Raw genomic sequence first — 16,381 nt, forward strand, 5'->3', positions numbered from 1 at the left:
CGAGAATGAGCGACAAGAAATTCGACGCCGTGGTGATCGGCTCGGGACTGGGCGGATTGACGGCGGGAGCGATGCTTGCGCATGACGGCTACAGCGTCTGTCTGCTCGAACGTAATTTCAGCCTCGGCGGCGCGGCGTCGGTTTACAAGGTCGGTCCGCTGACTGTGGAAGCCTCGCTTCATCAGACCTCCGACGCGCGCAACCCCCGCGACGTGAAGCACGATATTCTCCGCCGCCTGGGAATTCTCGATGAAATCGAATGGCTGCCCACCGGCGCGCTCTACACAGTGCGCGGCGGGCCGGTTGGCGAGGCCTTCGAACTGCCTTTCGGCTTTGCCCCCGCCTATGAGGCGCTCGCCGCCCGTTTCCCCGACAAGCGCGCCGCCATCCAAAGATTTCTCGGCGAGGTCGAGCAGATTCACGACGCGCTGTGGACCTTGAAACAGGCTCGCGAGGAAAGCTCCTTCGCCAAATTGGCGCGCGGACTCTGGGAAGTCGCGCCCGCCGCGGCCGGCTGGCAGAATTCATTGCACGAGATCATGGAGCGCGATTTTGCCGGCTGCGAGGCCCTGAAATGCGCGCTGGGCGCCAATCTCGCCTATTACGGCGACGACCCGCGCCGGCTGTGGTGGATCTATTATGCAATTGCGCAGGGCGCTTACATCGGTTCGGGGGGCGCCTATATTAAAGGCGGTTCGCGACAGTTGAGCCTCAAGCTCGCCAAGTGCATCACCAAGACCGGCGGCGTGGTGCGCATGGGCCGGCATGTTAGCGCCATCGAGACCGATGCGGACGGCAATGTGATCGCCATACGCCATGTCGCACGGCGCGCCGGCGACAGCGAGGAACGCATAGAAGCGCGGGTGGCGATGGCGAATTGCGCGCCTTCGGAGGCGGCGGCGATGATGGACGCGCCAGCGCGCGCGAAAATGGAGGAGACCTTCGGGTCCCGCCGGCTTTCAACATCGCTGTTTTCGGCCAATTTCGGCTTGAGCGCGAAACCATCCACAGTCGGGTTGACGGATTTCACGACCGTCGTGATGCCGCAAGATATGCGGCGCTTCGATCAATATGGCGATGGCGCCGGCGCGATGGGGGAAGATCCCAAGGGGGAATTGCCCCTGCATACGATCGCCAATTTCACCGCAGTCGACTCAGGTCTCTGGGACGAGCCGCCGATCCTCGTCAGCGTGCTGGGCCTCGATCGCGTCGAGAACTGGCGCGATCTGCCGCGCGAAGAAGCGATCGCCCGGCGCGAACGCTGGCTCGACGCCATACAGGCCTCTCTCGACCGCGACTATCCGGGGTTTTCCGGCCTGGTGACGACGCGGATGCTGCTCAACGCCCATTCGATGGCGAGCTATCTCAACACGCCGGAAGGCGCGGTGTACGGCTTTGCGGCGCTGCCCGCCGAAGCGCCGATTTTGATGGGATTTCCGCGCACGCCGCAAACGCCGATCGCCGGACTCTATCTCGCCTCGGCGTTCGGCGGCGAGCATGGCTTCAACGGCGCGATGTTATCGGGCGCCGAGGCCGCGCGGCTCGCCGAAAGGCGGCTCGCCGTCGCGACCTGATGCTGCGTAAGGCGCGGATTGAGGGCGCGGCGACGCGTTGCGCCGCGCGTTGTTAGCGCTTGCGCTTTTTGCCGCCCGCCGATGCGAGGCCGAGTTCGGCTTTGCAGGCGGCGCTGATCGATCCCGCATTGGCTCTCAGGCATCGCTCGATGGCGACGGCGTCCGGAATATACGCCTCGCAGACGCGATTCGCGTCGCCTTCACAGGCCTGGCGCTGTTCGGGCGTGCCTTGAGCGAAGGCCGGCGTGAGCGCAAAAAGAGCCAGAATAGCCGATAGCCTCAGAATGATGCGCATTCAGATTGTCCTTCCTGTTGTCCGCGCTTCGAGGCGTACCGCAGGCGCGCCACTCGCCAGGCGCGCTTCCTCGAGCGACAATGGGGACGTTGATTGCATCGCGCCCGCCGGGAATCAAGTCGCATTTATCCTTCGAGGACGGACTCCTTCGCCGGCTCCGTGGAATGAACACGCTGCGGCGCCGTCTCTTGGGGCAGCCGATGGCGCGGCAAATAGAGACTGTTCGCAATCATTGTGGGCACGATCGCCGTCGCGATGATCGCGGCGACGAGCGTCGAATATTGGCTTTCGTCGATGATATTGTTTGACAGGCCGAAAAGCGCCGAAATCGTGCCGAAGGTGAGGCCGGAGGCCATCAGCAGCGTCGTATACATGGCGTCCTTGTGCGGCGACCCGAATCGACGCGCCACGGGATAGACGCTCGCGATCTTGGTCGCCATCTCGACGGCAAGAAAGGCGGCGACGCCAAGCGGCGCGGCGAGAACGGCCGGGATGGAGACAAAATATCCGGCTCGGATGAAATAGAAGGGCGTCAGCAGGCCGATGGTCACCGCCCGAATCTTACGAATGAGCGCGTGGTCGCGCCCGACGGAGCCCGCGAGCGCCATGCCGATCAAATAGGCCGGCAAGACGCCTTCGCTCCCGGCCCAGGTCGCGAGCGCGCCGAGCGCCATCAGCGCGAAGAACAGGAATTTTGTCTCGAATTCCGAAGGGCGTCCGCCGAACTTCGCAAAGATCATAGGCGTCGCCCGCGGCAATCCGACAAACGCCGCGCCGACCGCTGCGACGAACACGGCGGTCTTCCAGGTGAAGGGCGCGAAGACGAGGCCGAGCGTCACGACCGTGCCGAGATCGGTGATGAAACAGGCGGCGAGAATGGTCTTGCCGAAATCGGTGCGGTTGAAGCCATATTCCATCATCACCGTATAAACGACGGCGACGGAGGTGGCGGCGAGCGCGATGCCGGCAAGCAGCGCCGGCGAACTCTCCCACCCCAGCAGATAATAGGCGACCGCCCAGCAACCGATGGCGGGCGCGAGGAAGCTCGCGGCGCCGACCGACGCAGCCTCCTTCCATTTCATCTTAAAAACGTCGGGATCGAGTTCGGCGCCCGCGAGAAACGTCAGCGCGATCGCGCCCAGTCCGGCGAGCGTTTTGACCCAAGGCTCCTGAGCGCTGAAGATTTCGGCGCCCACAGTCGCGGCGAAAAGCGTCCGGGCGCACATGCCGATAACAATTTCTGTCAGCGCAGTGGAAATGCGAAATCTCGCCGCGATCACCGCAGCGATGAGCGCTAGGCCAAATATGAGCGCCGCCTGAAACCAGATCCCCGTCATGCGCCTTCTCCGCTTTCCAGGCGGCTGGTATGGCGTATGGCGCCGGCCATTGACAAGCTTGCGGCGCTTTTGGGCAAGCTACGCTTCGTGACAAATGCGCTTTTTTGAGTGATGACTCGCACGCCGCAAATGAGGAAATGGATGAGCCCGCGCTCTTCAAGCGACCTGCGATCAGCTTGGCGTCCTGCGCTCCTGGCTGGAGCGCAACGGTGGTGACAGAGCAGGCGCGAATGAAAGGCTGGCGATTCCTGCTGCTCAACGTCGCGGCGGGCGCGGCGAACGTCGTCATGTTGTCGAATGTGCCCGGCTACACGGTGCTCGCGCCCTACGCCGCCGGAAGCCTCGAAGGCGTGACGCCGAGCTACGGCACATGGGCGACGACCGATCATATGGTCGGCATCGCGCTCGGTCTTCCCTTATCGCGGTGGCTTTCAGGCCGGCTTGGCGACTATCGCGTGCTGATCGGCGCCCTTGTCGCCTACGCGGCCGTTTCCTTGATGTGCGCGGCGAGCGAGACGATCTGGTTTTTTGCGCCGATGCGCTTTCTGCTCGGACTGATGGGCGGCGTCGCCCTTCCGCTCGCGCAATCCGTGACGCTTGGGCAATATCGGGATGATCAGCGCACGCTTGGTGTCGGCTTTTGGGGCGTCATGAGCATGGCGCCCTTCACCATCGGCGTCTTCATGGGCGGCTTCTGGGCCGAGTATTTCAACTGGCGCTGGTTGTTTTATTCCAATGTCATGGTCGCGCTGCCAGCGGCGGCCGTTATCTGGGCGCTGTTCTACCGGCGCGACGTTCAGCGCCGCATGACGCGCTTCGATACGATCGGCTTCATTCTGCTCGCGACGGTGCTGGTCGGCGTGCAGACGATTCTCAACATGGGCAATGATTTCGACTGGTTCGCCTCGCCCGTGCTCGCATGGCTGCTTCTGGTCGTTCTCCTCGCTTTACCGATGTTCATCTTCTGGGAGTTCGGCGAGCGGCGGCCCGCCCTTGATCTGCGGCTGTTTCTGCACCGCAATTTCGCGATCGCGACCTTCTGTTCGCTGATCGGCTTTCTGATCATTCAGGGCCTGCTGTCGGTGTTCATCGTGCAGCTGCAGGTGCTGCTCGGCTACACGTCTTCACTTGCCGGCATGGTCTATCTGGCCATGATTTTTTTGGCGATGGCCGCCGCCGCCGTTGTGCATGAGATCACGAGAAACGTCGACGCGCGACTTATCGTCTTCCTCAATTTCATCGGCCTCGCGGTGACATTCGTGTGGCTCGGCCACTACGACAAGAGCGCCTCTTTCGATAGCATCACGACGCCGATGTTCTTCTTCGGCTTCTCTCTTGCGATGTTCTTTGCGCCGCTCGCGACGCTCGCCATGACTGGACTCGCCGGCGAACGACTGATCCGCGCCGCGGAGGAGCTCGCGATGCTGCGCACGGTGTTCGGCGCCATGGGCATCACGCTGCTCGGCGTTCTCTTTTTCCGCCGCACGCCCTTCCATCAGCTCGACCTCGCCGATCATTTCGGCGGACGCCGCTTCGCCTCGCTCGACCTGCTCGCCTCGTTCCTCGAGCGTATGCAGGCGATGGGCATGTCGCCGAATGCCGCGCGCAGCCGGGCGGCGCAGCTCATCCGTCAGCAGGCGGGGATCCTTGCGCTCAACGACGCATTTCTGTTCGGCGCGATGACGTTCATCTTGCTGGCGGGGATCATCTGGCTCGCCTCCCCGAGCTACGCGTCCAAGAAACGCAGCCAGACGCTCACCCGGCTTACGGCCGAGGAGCTGATGGAGCAGCCGTAAGATTCGGCGCAAAAGATCGAAGCCCTCATCAGCTTCAACGCAGCGGTTCGCTTCATTCACGCACGCTCGCGTAGAGATTAGCTCTGGATTGGGAACACAGCGCAGCTTCAATCGTTACAGTTTTGAATTTTTCCTTCGAAAGCGCCCGTGGTTCATCGCACATTGATCGCCGTCTCCGCGCGCATCGCTGCATGCACTGTTCCTCCGGGCGGCGGCGCGGATATCGGAGCTGTGCGCGCTCTCAACCGCTGCGCGAAACCTCAGGACCGCCTTCGGTGATGGGCCCGCTCGCGCCGCTGGTTCCCCATTTCCTGGCGTTCCACATCCTGACCCTTGCGCTGTGGTGCGCGGGCCTCATCGCCTTGCCGCTGATGCTGTCGCACCACGACCCTTCGCTCAGCCAGTCGGACTATGTGCGAATCCGGCGCTATACGCATTTCGCCTATACGCTTGGCGTGACGCCTGCCGCGGTTCTGGCGGTGGCCTCGGGGACAGCGCTCGTCTTTCTGCGCGACGCGTTCACGCCATGGATGTTCTTGAAGCTCGTCTTCGTCGGCGCTTTGGTCCTCACCCATGGCTGGGTCGGGCACACGGTCACGTCGATGGGGGAAACCCAAGGTCTTCATCAGCCGCCGCATCCTTTTCTGCAGCCGGTCGCAGCGTTCATCCCGATCCTCGCGATCCTGTTTCTCGTGCTCGACAAGCCTGACTTCAGCGAGCTTCGCTTTCCGCACTGGCTCTCGCAGCCGCAGGGCGGTCAGCTCCCCTTTTTGGCGCCCAGCCGATAGTCGAAGACGAGCTTGCCGCCATGCCATCCGGTCACCGACACCATGATCACGCAGAAGATCGACAAAAGAAGCCCGTAGGGCAGCACGACGGCTTCGTAGTCGTACAGCCTATAGCCCCAATTCACGCCGAGAAGCGCGAGCAGCAATACGGCAAGAATGAAATGCGACCAGGCCGCAGTCCTGGCGCGTATGCCGGCGACGAGCAACAATTCCGCGGTTCCGGACAGCCCCGCCACGAGGCCGAGCAGGAAACCTCCGCCTGCCGACCATACGCCGGCGCGCGCCCAGAAGACGTCGCCCGTCCACCAGTAAAGGAGATCGGCGCCGAGCAGGGTGAATGTCAGCGCGATCGGAAAGGCGACGGACATCGCGTGAATCGGATGGCCAAGCACCGCCACGCGAGATTCGGTGTCGTAAAACTCTGGAAGCTGTTCGATCGGATCAACGAAGCCTCGCTTCTTGCCGTTTCGTTTGTTCGCCACCGGCGTTCCTCCGCGCGTCGTCTCGTCCTCTTAACGCCTCTGGCGGTCGCTGGTTGCGCCGGCGATCTATCAACAGTCGATCCGGCGGGCCCGGCCGCCGCACGAATCGCCGCGCTGTGGTGGACGATGTTGGCGGGGTCAGCGGCGATTTTCGCGCTGGTGATGCTCCTACTGCTGATCGCCTATCGGCGAACGCCTGCGCCCCATCAGAGCGAGCATCGACAGGAGCGCTTTTGGCTGTATGGCCTCGGTCTCGCCTTCCCCCTCGTCACCCTGGCCGCGCTTCTCATCTATGGGCTAGTTCTGGGGGAAACGCTTCTTCCTCGAACTGACGAAAACGTCGTGACGGTGCGCGCACAGGCGCGTCAGTGGTCGTGGAGCTTCGGCTATGCTGACGCCGCCGGACGGCGCACGCCGGGCGTTCTGCACATCTCCGCCGGCCGACCCGTCGACGTCGAGATCACCTCGCTCGACGTGGTCCACAGTTTTTGGGTCCCTCGGCTCGCCGGCAAGCTCGACGCCATTCCGGGGCAGGTGAATGTGCTGAGGATCGAAGCCGCGGCGCCGGGAGAATATCAAGGAGTCGGCGCGGAATTCAGCGGCCCCGGATATAGCGGCGACGCCTTCACCGTGATCGCGCATGATCCGGCGAGCTGGGGCGCTTTTCTCGGGCGCGCGACAGAATGAACGCGCTCGCGCGCCATCGCGCCCTCAGCCGCATCTGGTCTTCCGAGCCCGGCTGGAGAGGCGTCATTTCGACGGTCAATCACAGCGATATCGGGAGAATGTTTCTTCTTGTCGCGACGCTCTTCTTTCTGATCGGCGGCGTCCTCGCAATGCTGATCCGAACGCAGCTCGCCACGCCGCATTCGGCGTTCGTCGCGCCCGCGATCTACGATCAGATCTTCACGATGCATGGAACAGTCATGATGTTCCTCTTCGCGATTCCGCTGCTCGAAGGCGTGGCCGTCTATCTGCTGCCGAAGCTGCTGGGCACGCGCGATCTCGCCTATCCGCGCCTCTCGGCTTATGGCTTCTGGTGTTACGTGTTCGGCGGGTTGATGCTGGTCTTCGCCTTGCTGGCCGGCCTTGCGCCAGACAGCGGTTGGTTCATGTATCCGCCGCTGTCTTCGACCGCGCATTCGCCCGGCGTCAACGCCGACTTTTGGCTCATCGGCGTCACCTTCGTCGAAGTTTCAGCCATCACGGCGGCGGTCGAGATTTGTGTTTCGATCCTGAAGTTTCGCGCGCCGGGCATGTCGCTGGACCTCATGCCGATCTTCGCCTGGTATGCGCTCGTCACCGCGTTGATGATTCTGATGGGCTTTCCGCCGCTGATTCTCGGCTCCATTCTGCTGGAGCTAGAACGCGCTTTCGGCTTTCCCTTTTTCGAATCCGCGCTCGGCGGAAGCCCCCTGCTCTGGCAGCACCTCTTTTGGCTCTTCGGCCATCCGGAAGTTTACATCATCTTCCTGCCCGCCGCCGGCGTCATCTCCACCGTCCTCCCGGTGATGGCGCGCACGACGCTGCTTGGTTATCGATGGGTCGTGGCGGCGGCCGTCGCGCTTGCCTTCCTGAGCTTCGGGCTCTGGGTGCACCACATGTTCGCGACAGGCATTCCGCATATGGGACTGGCGTTCTTCTCGGCCGCCTCGACGCTCGTCGCGGTTCCCACAGGCATCCAAATTTTCGCGTGGCTCGGCACGCTATGGAAGGGCCAGCCGCGCCTGACGCTGCCGATGCTCTACATCATTGGCTTTTTCTTCACCTTCGTCATTGGCGGCCTGACGGGGGTCATGGTGGCGATCGTGCCGTTCGACTGGCAGGCGCATGACACGGCCTTCATCACCGCGCATCTGCATTATGTGCTGTTTGGCGGATTCGTCTTTCCGATGCTTGCAGGGCTGTATTACTGGCTCCCCCAGCTCACCGGCCGAAAGCGTTTCTTTCGTATCGGCGAGATGGCCTTCTGGCTCATCTTTCTCGGATTCAACGGCGCCTTCCTCGCGATGCATTGGGTTGGCCTCCTCGGCCAGCGACGGCGGATCGCCTGGTATCCCGAGGACGCCGGCTGGACCGAGATCAATCTGTTTTCTTCGATCAGCAGCTTCGTCATGGCGATCGGCGTTGCGATGGTGGTTTTCGACATTGCGCTGCATGCGCTTCTCGCGATCCAAGGTTCGCGCAATCCCTGGGGCGCCGGAACGCTCGAATGGGCGATGCCGACGCCCCCTGCCCCGTATAACTTCGCCAGCATACCGATCGTCCGCAGTCGTGAGCCGCTGGCGGCCGACCCAGCCATCGGGGATCAAATCGCCCGCGGCCAATATTTTCTTGGCGCGCCGCGTGGAGACTTGCGCGAGACGTTGACCGTCGACGCGGCGAGCGGCAGGCCTGAAGCTCTGGTCATTTTCCCCGGCAATTCAACGCTGCCCATCACGCTTGCGGCGGCCACGGGAGCGGCGTTCCTCGCCGCGCTGATCAGAGCCTATTGGATCGTTCCGCTCGCCTTGTTGCTCGTCGTCGGAATTTCGCTGCGCTGGGGCTGGTCGCAACACGCGGCTGCCTATCCTGGACTTCAGAATGTCGGGCGGGCGACGCTTCTGCCCCAGGCGATCGAGACGGATCGGTCTCCCGGCTGGTGGGGATCGGCCTTCCTGCTTGGCGCGGACGCTGTTCTCTATGGTTCCCTCTTCTTCGGATATGCCTTTCTTTGGACCGTCGGACCCAATTGGCCGCCGCCGCAATGGCTGTCGCTCTCCGTTCTCGAACTGGCCCTCGGTCTCGTCGGCGCGGCGGCGGCGGCCATTGGCCTCCACGCCGCGGCGCGCGCCGCTTCGCGCGGCGCATCTCTATGGCGCGGACTTTTGATCGCGCTCGCCGGCGCGGCGATGACGATCGCGGCGCTTGCGATGACGCTAACGCGCGCAGGCCAACTGACGGATTACGCCTATGGCTCGACGATTTTCGTGATGATCGCCTATGCGCTCATTCATGCGGCGATCGCGGCGATCATGATTTGCTCTCTCGCATACCGCACCTTGCGCGGCGGCGCGTCGTGTCCCCGAACATCGAACGTCAACATTGTGCGCCTCTGGACCGACTATGCCGCCTTCGTCGCCGCAACCAGCCTCATCGCGACGCAATTCTCGAGCGATCTCACATGAAGGACGTCGTTCGGATCGTCATCGCCATGCTCGTGTGGCTCGCCTTGTTCAGCGCCCTCTATGGGCTGGAAGGCGTCGGTTGCGCGGCAGGCTGGCATCACATCCCGGTCAATGGCGCAACGCTCTTCCAAGCCGCCATGACGCTTGCGTTTTTCGTCGCGCTTTTGATTCTCGTCGCCGTTCTCGTCGCGCTGCGCTCGCCGCGCTTTCGCTCCGCTTCTCCCTTTGTCGCGCACATCAGCATCATTCTCGCCGTCGCGGCTCTCATCGCGGGCGCATGGACTCTGTTTCCGGCCTTGGCGCTTTCACATTGCGCATGAGGGCTTCAGGCCGAGCGTTCAGGCGCGGCGCGGCCTCTTACGGAAAGCTCTCCAGCGGCTGGTCGGCGCGAACATAGAGCGGATGGCGCGGCGCGCCGCGCTGCGTCCTGCCGAGGCAGGCGAGACGCGCGCCCGATGCGTGAAACATCCGCATCGCGCCGTCGATTTGATCTTGTCGGGCCAGCGCCCCCCAGGCGCAGACGATGGGCGCCGACTGAGCGACCGCTTCCGCGGCGAGGCCAACGAGCGTGCGCCGATTCTTCGGGCCGATCGGATCGCGCGCCGACCAGAGCGCCTCGGGCGCGGGCGAGCGCAGCGCATAAAGATTGGCGACGATGAGTCCGCCGGCGCCTTCGCGCCGCGCGAAGCCGATGCAGCGGCGAATTGTCGGATCATCCTCTTTCGCGTCGGCCGTCGACGGATTGAGCATGACGAAGGACAGAAGCGGCGCGGCGCTCCATTTGCGCGTGAGGCTGTAGCGATAGGCGCCGCACGCGGAGATGACGGCGGCTCTCTCAATCTCGCACGCTACGCCGGAGAGGTGAGGCATCGAGTTGAGCCTTCGGCGCTCCGTTCCGGCGTTGGCGCTTTCAAATGTAGCGAATGATCTCACGATCGTCATGCCTCGAAGTCCGACTAATAAATCGGCCGAAACCGGAACATATCTGCAGCACGGCGGTTATTCATTTGTCTTGACCGTGGCGATGGTCACGTAGCGATCTTCACAAGGAGGAAGTTTTCATGAGTTCGACCAGCGATAAAGTTAAAGGCGCCCTGAATGAAGCGACAGGGTCTGCGAAGCAGGCGGCCGGAAAGGTGATCGACTCTCCCAAGCTGGAAGGCGAGGGCGTGTTGCAGGAAATGAAGGGGAAGGGCCAGACGGCGCTCGGAGAGGCCAAGGACGCCATTGCCGATGCGCTTGATGCCGCGGCGACCAAGGCGAAGGAAGTCGCCAAAAACGCCAAGGACGCCGTTCACAAGGCTACCGAATAAGAGTTCCGCTCGCGAGCCTCCCTCTCCTTACGAGGGAGGTTCGCCGTGCGGCGCTTAATGGTGGGCGGCACAGGGATTGAACCTGTGACCCCTCCCGTGTGAAGGGAGTGCTCTCCCGCTGAGCTAGCCGCCCGTCGCCATCGGCGATCGATCCTCATCCTGTATGAGAGCCCGGCGCCCTCCGTCAAGATCGGAGATCGCCCTCCCGCGTCGGAGATGGCCCTGCCCGCCGCCGTGCCGGGCTGAGCCGCCGCGTCCCGCGCCGCCGCGCCCCTCGGCGCTTACGGCGGGGTCCAATCCTTCGAGAGAACGCGCCGCACCATCGGCTCGAAGGTCGCGAGCGGCTCGTTTTTGTAAGCGGGATCGAACGACACTTCGTCATATTTGGCGCAGAACTCGATCGTCTGCTCATAGGCCGGGTCTGACCGGAATTTGTCGCGGGCGTTCGGATCGAGGCCGAGGTGGGCGGCGTAGAAATAGGTCTGAAACAGGCCGTGCTGCGCCAGCATCCAGTAATTGTCGCGGCTGATGAAGGGCTTCAGGATCGCGGCGATCACCTCGCCGTGGTTGAAAGGTCCAAGCGTTTCGCATGCGTCATGCAGCAGCGCGACGACCACATATTCTTCGTCCTTGCCGTCGCGCAGCGCGCGCGTCGCCGATTGCAGACAGTGATCGCGGCGCGTGATGTTATAGGCCGTGTCCTTGCCAAGATCGCTCAGCAGTCCAAAGAGCCGGTCCGGCAGTTCCTTGAGCGTGTGCTCGTGAACCTGTTTGAGGATCTGAAAATCTTCGTCGGTGCCCTGGTCCATCCGCGTGAAGTGCATTTTCTCCATATTGCGAACCTTTCCGGAACGTGCGCGGCGCCGGCCTCGACGGCGAAGCGGGGCTCAAAAGATCAAGACGCCTCAATCGCGCGCTGGAACAGCGCCTCTTCCAGCGAGGCGACCGCGTCCCACAGCTCGTCGAAATGCGAAATCACGCGATCGGGCGAAAGCGCCGCGACCGGCGTGTCGGTATAGCCGAAATCCACCGCCACCGACGGCGTTCCGGCGGCGCGGGCGGTGTCGATGTCGGTCTTGGAATCCCCCACCATCACCGCGCGCCTAGGGTCGCCGTCCGCCGCCTCGACCGTCAACCACAGCGTGCGCGGATCGGGCTTGTGCATCGGAAAGCTGCCGCGGCCGCAGATCGCCGCGAAACGGTCCGCCGCCGAGAGTTTTTGCAACAGCAGCCGCGCCAGTTCTTCAGGCTTATTGGTGCAGACGGCGAGGCGAAAGCCGGCCGCCTTGAACCGATCGAGCGCCGCGAGGGCGCCGGGGAACAGCCTGCTTTCGTCGGCGATGTGCGCCTCGTAATACACCAGGAAGTCGCGCACCAGCCCCTCGGCGCGCGCCGGATCGAGCGACGCGCCCTGATGGGCGAAGCCGCGCTCGATCAGCGCCCGCGCGCCGGCGCCGACAAGCGGCCGTCCGGCCTCGAGCGCGAGCGGCGTCAGTCCCTCACGCATGAGCAGCACATTGAGCGTGCCGATGAGATCATAGGCGGTGTCGGCCAATGTGCCGTCGAGATCGAAAACGAGAACAGGGAAACGGGCTGTCATAGCCCAAGGGGGTAGCCGCGCCACCCCCCGGGATCAAGCGCCGTTGATCCGATAGGCGAATTTTGTCGCCTCCGCAGGCGAGGGCTCTGCGTGTAGACTGCGCCGACCGATTCGCGACAGGGAGCGCAAATATGCGTGAAACGCGCCATTTCCATACGCGTCGACGTGCAGCTTTGACGGCCGGCGCGCTTGTCTTCGCCCTTTCCGGGGCGTCGATGGCGGCGGCCGGAAATTACGAATTTCTGGCGGCGCCGCAGACGGATCTCAATCGCGTGTTTCGCCTGGACCGTTCCAATGGCGAGGTCGGCGCCTGCCAATACGGCCTGAAGGAAGGCGCAGCGATCGGCGTGACGCTGTGCTATCCGCCCGGCGAAGGCGCGCGCGCCGGCGTATTCAGCGAATATGCGCTGGTCGCTTCGCGCCACACCGGCGAAGGTGGCGTATTCCGCGTCGATCTGCGTTCCGGCATGATGTCGATCTGCTTCGTGCTGAACGAGACATCGGTGGTCTGCACGCCGCCGGCCAAATGAGCGAGCGACGAAGCGAAGCGAATGTCCGTATGAGCGCTTTTTCCGCCGAGGCAATGAAGCGCGCCGCCGCGCGCGCGGCGCTCGAGTCCGTCACGCATGGCATGCGGCTCGGGCTCGGCACGGGATCGACGGCGGCGCATTTCGTCGATCTTCTCGGCGCCCGCGTCAAAGAGGGGCTGGAGGTCGTTTGCGTGCCGACCTCCGAACGCACCCGCGCTCAGGCCGAAAGCCTCGGGATACCGCTCTCCACCCTCGACGAGACGCCGCAACTCGATCTCACCGTCGACGGCGCTGACGAATTCGACGCGGCGCTTCGCTTGATCAAAGGCGGCGGCGGGGCGCTGCTGCGCGAGAAGATCGTCGCCGCCGCCTCGACGCGGATGTTCGTCATCGCCGACGCGACGAAGGAGGTGCGCACGCTCGGCGCCTTCCCGCTGCCGGTCGAAATCGATCGATTCGGCGCGCGCTCCACCATGCTGCATATCGAACGGGTCGCGCGCGGTCTGGGACTCATCGGCCCGCTGACGATGCGCGAAGCGGAGCCTGGCGAGCGCTTCATCACCGACGGCGGCCATTACATCGTCGATTGCGCCTTCGGCGCCATTGACGATCCAGACGCTCTCGCTGCGCGGCTTTCGGCGATTCCCGGAGTCGTGGATCACGGACTGTTCATCGGACTCGCAACGGCGATCTTCATCGCCGGCGCCGAGGGCGTGCGCATCTTGGGAAACATATCGGGCGACCCCTTATGACTTTCGACTATGACCTTATCGTCGTCGGCGCCGGATCCGGCGGCGTCCGTGCGGCGCGCGTCGCCGCAAGCCATGGCGCGAAAGTCGCGATCGCCGAGGAATTTCGCGTCGGCGGCACCTGCGTCATACGCGGCTGCGTTCCCAAAAAGCTTTACGTGCTGGCGAGCCGCTTCCACGATGATTTCCAGGACGCCGCCGGATTCGGCTGGCGCGTCGGCGATGTGTCTTTTGACTGGCCGGCGCTCGTCGCCGCAAAGGAAAAGGAGATCACGCGCCTTTCAGACCTTTACGGCGAAACGCTCGCGAGTTCCGGCGTCGAGCTGATCCGCGCGCGCGCGACGCTCACCGATCCAAACGGCGTGCGTTTTGCCAACGGCCGCTCCGCCCGCGCCCGCTATATTCTCATCGCCACCGGCGGCGCGCCGGTGCTCGCGCCCCACATTCCGGGCATCGAATTCGGCATATCTTCGAATGAGATTTTCGATCTGCCGAAATTCCCGCAAAGGCTGCTGATCGTTGGAGCGGGATATATCGCCGTCGAATTCGCAAGCGTCTTCGCGCGGCTTGGCGCAAAGGTGCATCTCGCCTATCGCGCCGATCTGCCGCTGCGCGGCTTCGACGACGATCTGCGTTCGCGCCTCTGCGAAGCGCTCAAGACGGCTGGCGTCGAACATCGGGCGGGCGTCCTGCCGACGCGCATCACGAAAAACGCTGACGTTCTGGCGGTCGAAATGAGCGACGGCGCGCCGCTTGAGGTCGACTGCCTGCTCATCGCGACCGGGCGCAGGCCGATGACGCAAGATATGGGGCTTGAGGCCGCAGGCGTGGACTTACGCGAAAATGGCGCGGTCGCGGTCGATGAGAATTCACGCACGAACCTTGAATCCATCTACGCCGTCGGCGACGTCACTGATCGGATCAATCTGACGCCTGTCGCCATTCGCGAGGGGCAAGCCTTCGCCGACAGCGTCTTCGGAGCGACGCCGACGCCGGTCGATTACGAATGCACGCCAAGCGCCGTCTTCACGACGCCCGAAATCGGAACGGTGGGTCTGACCGAGGCCGAGGCGCTCGCGCAGCATGGCGCGATCGATATTTATGAGACGCAGTTTCGCCCCATGCGCGCGACGCTCTCCGGACGCGGCGAACGCGTTTATATGAAGCTGATCATCCACGGCTCGAACGGGCGCGTGCTTGGCGCGCATATATTCGGTCCCGAGGCGGGGGAAATGGCGCAGCTCGTAGCCGTCGCCCTGCGAATGGGCGCGACGAAGAGCGATTTCGACGCGACGATGGCCGTGCATCCGACGATGGCGGAAGAACTCGTGACGATGCGCGCGCCGTCACGGCTGCTCAGGCCGCAGGCTTAAGCTTCGATCCTCTGGCGCGGCGGCTGCGCCGCAACAGGCTGCTGCTCCGGAGCCGGGGCGGCGGGCTCGGGCGCCCATCTGTCGAGAAGGGCGCGAAGCTTGCGCCGCGCCGCGCCCGTCTTCGCCTCGGTGACTCGGGAGAAGAAATAGCCCGCGACGATGGCGACCCCCATCACCGAGAAGGCCACGGCGTAATTTTGCGGGGTGGCGAGCTGCGTCGCCCAGTCATTCCCCAATGTGCTGCCGACCGCCGCGCGCGCGAAGATCAGGATCGGCATATGGATGCTGTAAAGCGAGAAGGAAAAATCGGCGAGCGTCTTGTGGAACTTCGGACGCAGCAACGAAAAGCCTTCGGCCGGCCCATAGCGGAAGGCGAGCAGGACATTGATGAACAAACCCGACGCGAGAAGATCGCCAGCATCGGCGAGCCAGGGATGGACCTCGAGAAGATGGCCGCGAACGACGAGCCGGATGACCGCGACGACGGCGGCGTAGAGGATGAGCGCCTGCCAGCGCGAGCGGATCATCGGCCGGGCAAGCAGCGTGGCGAAGGCGCCGCCGGCCCACAGAATATAGCCGAATTTGAACCAGCTCGGCGGCGTCGAGAGCGCCAGGAAGAGCGCCGCGCCGAGCGCGAAACCCAAAAAGCGCAGCGCCAGCGGGTAGTTGCGCGCGAAGGGCAGCAACAGCAATGGAAAGGTGACGTAGTACCAAAACTCGCAGGCGAGCGACCAGAGCGGCCCGTTGGTGCCGAAATAATCGAAGGCGATGCCTTGCAGATTGAGAAAACTTGCAAAAAACAAAACCGGGGAGAAATGGCCCTTGAACAGCGGCCATTCATAGACGCCGCTGCTGGCGAACAGCCATCTGCCGAGCGAATCGAGAACGAGGGTGAGTGCGACGGCAGGCCCCACGACGAGATAGATTCGCGACACGCGATGAATGAAATATTCGCGCAGGAAGCCTTGGTTCTTGCGCATATGCGCCAGCACCGCGCCGCCGACGAGATAGCCCGACATCACGAAGAAGGCGAGCACCGCCTGATGCCCCAGCTCGAAGGCCGAGTAGAACCACCAGACATAGGCGAGCGGCCCATGCGGCGCGCTCATGATGTCCGCCTGGTTGACGAACATGTTGTTCGTGTGGACCGCCAGCACGACAAGCGCGCCGAGCCAGCGGGAGGCCTCGATGAATTGCGATAGAATGAACGGCATCGCCCCGGTTCGCCCCCTCGCTCTCGGCCGCGCTCGCGCCCCGGCTTTATAGCTGGTCGCCCCCGGCTTCGCCAAATCACCCGCCAAGCGGAGGGTCGCATTAGAAGCAATAATCCACTATAAGCGCCGCTGGCGTCGCTGCGAGAACGACCCCAGCGCCTAT

The 16,381-nt window shown here is 63.6% G+C and carries 17 protein-coding genes and 1 tRNA gene; 10 read left to right on the forward strand and 8 right to left on the reverse strand.

What is annotated here, in order from left to right; translation table 11 throughout:
• The first annotated feature begins 5 nt into the window (after positions 1-5).
• The gene (locus tag ACPS74_RS07615; RefSeq protein WP_029648787.1) at positions 6-1,574 is read left to right on the forward strand and encodes a phytoene desaturase family protein; all 1,569 of its coding nucleotides are present in this window, start codon (positions 6-8) and stop codon (positions 1,572-1,574) included.
• A gap of 52 nt (positions 1,575-1,626) precedes the next feature.
• Here ACPS74_RS07615 and ACPS74_RS07620 read toward each other — a convergent pair whose 3' ends face one another.
• Positions 1,627-1,869: a hypothetical protein gene (locus ACPS74_RS07620; protein WP_029648788.1), complete on the reverse strand. Its 243-nt coding sequence runs from the start codon at positions 1,867-1,869 to the stop codon at positions 1,627-1,629.
• A 125-nt stretch (positions 1,870-1,994) separates the two neighbouring features.
• Entirely contained in the window at positions 1,995-3,206 is a 1,212-nt protein-coding gene (locus tag ACPS74_RS07625) for a cation:proton antiporter (protein WP_029648789.1), read from the reverse strand.
• Positions 3,207-3,436: 230 nt separating this feature from the next.
• On the opposite strand from ACPS74_RS07625, the gene ACPS74_RS07630 reads away from it, so the two are divergent.
• Both ACPS74_RS07630 and ACPS74_RS07635 read left to right on the forward strand, forming a co-directional pair.
• On the forward strand, positions 3,437-5,002 hold the full coding sequence (locus ACPS74_RS07630) for an MFS transporter (RefSeq protein ID WP_029648790.1): 1,566 nt from the start codon (positions 3,437-3,439) through the stop codon (positions 5,000-5,002).
• Positions 5,003-5,280: 278 nt separating this feature from the next.
• Positions 5,281-5,790, forward strand: coding sequence for a CopD family protein (locus ACPS74_RS07635; protein ID WP_239755394.1), 510 nt, complete (start codon positions 5,281-5,283; stop codon positions 5,788-5,790).
• Here the strand turns inward: ACPS74_RS07635 and ACPS74_RS07640 are convergent.
• On the reverse strand, positions 5,760-6,272 hold the full coding sequence (locus tag ACPS74_RS07640) for a DUF2231 domain-containing protein (protein ID WP_036241427.1): 513 nt from the start codon (positions 6,270-6,272) through the stop codon (positions 5,760-5,762). The genes ACPS74_RS07635 and ACPS74_RS07640 overlap by 31 nt on opposite strands.
• Positions 6,273-6,398: 126 nt before the next feature.
• Between ACPS74_RS07640 and ACPS74_RS07645 the strand changes: the two genes are divergently transcribed.
• Genes ACPS74_RS07645 through ACPS74_RS07655 form a run of 3 tightly spaced genes read left to right on the forward strand, consistent with a single transcriptional unit; the run spans position 6,399 to position 9,759 of the window.
• Complete coding sequence (locus ACPS74_RS07645) at positions 6,399-6,959, forward strand: cytochrome c oxidase subunit II (protein ID WP_036241428.1); 561 nt, start codon at positions 6,399-6,401, stop codon at positions 6,957-6,959.
• On the forward strand, positions 6,956-9,439 hold the full coding sequence (gene ctaD / locus ACPS74_RS07650) for a cytochrome c oxidase subunit I (RefSeq protein ID WP_029648794.1): 2,484 nt from the start codon (positions 6,956-6,958) through the stop codon (positions 9,437-9,439). Before ACPS74_RS07645 ends, ctaD begins: the two co-directional genes overlap by 4 nt.
• Complete coding sequence (locus tag ACPS74_RS07655; protein ID WP_029648795.1) at positions 9,436-9,759, forward strand: hypothetical protein; 324 nt, start codon at positions 9,436-9,438, stop codon at positions 9,757-9,759. The genes ctaD and ACPS74_RS07655 overlap by 4 nt, the downstream gene beginning before the upstream one ends.
• A 37-nt stretch (positions 9,760-9,796) precedes the next feature.
• Here the strand turns inward: ACPS74_RS07655 and ACPS74_RS07660 are convergent, their stop codons facing one another.
• Positions 9,797-10,309 carry a DUF1643 domain-containing protein gene (locus tag ACPS74_RS07660; protein WP_051381697.1) on the reverse strand — a complete coding sequence of 171 codons (513 nt, stop codon included), beginning with the start codon at positions 10,307-10,309 and terminating at the stop codon, positions 9,797-9,799.
• Positions 10,310-10,500: 191 nt separating this feature from the next.
• Here ACPS74_RS07660 and ACPS74_RS07665 point away from each other — a divergent pair, with 191 nt between their 5' ends.
• Positions 10,501-10,752, forward strand: a complete 252-nt coding sequence (locus ACPS74_RS07665) for a CsbD family protein (protein ID WP_036241430.1) — start codon at positions 10,501-10,503, stop codon at positions 10,750-10,752.
• A 58-nt stretch (positions 10,753-10,810) separates the two neighbouring features.
• Here ACPS74_RS07665 and ACPS74_RS07670 read toward each other — a convergent pair.
• The 3 genes from ACPS74_RS07670 to ACPS74_RS07680 form a co-directional block, all read right to left on the reverse strand.
• A tRNA-Val gene (locus ACPS74_RS07670) sits at positions 10,811-10,885 on the reverse strand.
• Between the two features lie 148 nt (positions 10,886-11,033).
• Positions 11,034-11,576: an HD domain-containing protein gene (locus ACPS74_RS07675; protein WP_239753881.1), complete on the reverse strand. Its 543-nt coding sequence runs from the start codon at positions 11,574-11,576 to the stop codon at positions 11,034-11,036.
• Between the two features lie 71 nt (positions 11,577-11,647).
• A complete protein-coding gene (locus ACPS74_RS07680; protein ID WP_029648799.1) occupies positions 11,648-12,352 on the reverse strand; it encodes an HAD family hydrolase in 705 nt (234 codons plus the stop codon).
• Positions 12,353-12,483: 131 nt separating this feature from the next.
• Between ACPS74_RS07680 and ACPS74_RS07685 the strand changes: the two genes are divergently transcribed.
• The 3 genes from ACPS74_RS07685 to gor are packed head-to-tail and all read left to right on the forward strand — an operon-like array spanning position 12,484 to position 15,004.
• Complete coding sequence (locus tag ACPS74_RS07685) at positions 12,484-12,882, forward strand: hypothetical protein (protein WP_051381698.1); 399 nt, start codon at positions 12,484-12,486, stop codon at positions 12,880-12,882.
• A gap of 29 nt (positions 12,883-12,911) precedes the next feature.
• Positions 12,912-13,634: a ribose-5-phosphate isomerase RpiA gene (gene rpiA / locus ACPS74_RS07690; RefSeq protein ID WP_036241433.1), complete on the forward strand. Its 723-nt coding sequence runs from the start codon at positions 12,912-12,914 to the stop codon at positions 13,632-13,634.
• Positions 13,631-15,004, forward strand: a complete 1,374-nt coding sequence (gor, locus tag ACPS74_RS07695; RefSeq protein ID WP_029648801.1) for a glutathione-disulfide reductase — start codon at positions 13,631-13,633, stop codon at positions 15,002-15,004. Before rpiA ends, gor begins: the two co-directional genes overlap by 4 nt.
• On the opposite strand, the gene ACPS74_RS07700 is transcribed toward gor, so the two are convergent.
• On the reverse strand, positions 15,001-16,218 hold the full coding sequence (locus ACPS74_RS07700) for an acyltransferase family protein (protein ID WP_029648802.1): 1,218 nt from the start codon (positions 16,216-16,218) through the stop codon (positions 15,001-15,003). The genes gor and ACPS74_RS07700 overlap by 4 nt on opposite strands.
• Positions 16,219-16,381 lie beyond the last annotated feature (163 nt).

Source organism: Methylocystis sp. SB2, assembly GCF_049817085.1.
Taxonomy (GTDB): domain Bacteria; phylum Pseudomonadota; class Alphaproteobacteria; order Rhizobiales; family Beijerinckiaceae; genus Methylocystis; species Methylocystis rosea.

Excerpts from the sequence above, each read along its gene's own strand:
- ACPS74_RS07615 (WP_029648787.1), top strand. The coding sequence starts at position 6 with ATGAGCGACAAGAAATTCGACGCCGTGGTGATCGGCTCGGGACTGGGC.
- ACPS74_RS07635 (WP_239755394.1), top strand. The coding sequence starts at position 5,281 with ATGGGCCCGCTCGCGCCGCTGGTTCCCCATTTCCTGGCGTTCCACATC.
- ACPS74_RS07630 (WP_029648790.1), top strand. The coding sequence starts at position 3,437 with ATGAAAGGCTGGCGATTCCTGCTGCTCAACGTCGCGGCGGGCGCGGCG.
- ACPS74_RS07660 (WP_051381697.1), bottom strand. The coding sequence starts at position 10,309 with ATGCCTCACCTCTCCGGCGTAGCGTGCGAGATTGAGAGAGCCGCCGTC.
- gor (WP_029648801.1), top strand. The coding sequence starts at position 13,631 with ATGACTTTCGACTATGACCTTATCGTCGTCGGCGCCGGATCCGGCGGC.
- ACPS74_RS07645 (WP_036241428.1), top strand. The coding sequence starts at position 6,399 with ATGTTGGCGGGGTCAGCGGCGATTTTCGCGCTGGTGATGCTCCTACTG.
- ACPS74_RS07700 (WP_029648802.1), bottom strand. The coding sequence starts at position 16,218 with ATGCCGTTCATTCTATCGCAATTCATCGAGGCCTCCCGCTGGCTCGGC.
- ACPS74_RS07675 (WP_239753881.1), bottom strand. The coding sequence starts at position 11,576 with ATGCACTTCACGCGGATGGACCAGGGCACCGACGAAGATTTTCAGATC.
- ACPS74_RS07685 (WP_051381698.1), top strand. The coding sequence starts at position 12,484 with ATGCGTGAAACGCGCCATTTCCATACGCGTCGACGTGCAGCTTTGACG.
- ACPS74_RS07680 (WP_029648799.1), bottom strand. The coding sequence starts at position 12,352 with ATGACAGCCCGTTTCCCTGTTCTCGTTTTCGATCTCGACGGCACATTG.
- ACPS74_RS07665 (WP_036241430.1), top strand. The coding sequence starts at position 10,501 with ATGAGTTCGACCAGCGATAAAGTTAAAGGCGCCCTGAATGAAGCGACA.
- ctaD (WP_029648794.1), top strand. The coding sequence starts at position 6,956 with ATGAACGCGCTCGCGCGCCATCGCGCCCTCAGCCGCATCTGGTCTTCC.
- ACPS74_RS07625 (WP_029648789.1), bottom strand. The coding sequence starts at position 3,206 with ATGACGGGGATCTGGTTTCAGGCGGCGCTCATATTTGGCCTAGCGCTC.
- ACPS74_RS07655 (WP_029648795.1), top strand. The coding sequence starts at position 9,436 with ATGAAGGACGTCGTTCGGATCGTCATCGCCATGCTCGTGTGGCTCGCC.
- ACPS74_RS07620 (WP_029648788.1), bottom strand. The coding sequence starts at position 1,869 with ATGCGCATCATTCTGAGGCTATCGGCTATTCTGGCTCTTTTTGCGCTC.
- rpiA (WP_036241433.1), top strand. The coding sequence starts at position 12,912 with ATGAGCGCTTTTTCCGCCGAGGCAATGAAGCGCGCCGCCGCGCGCGCG.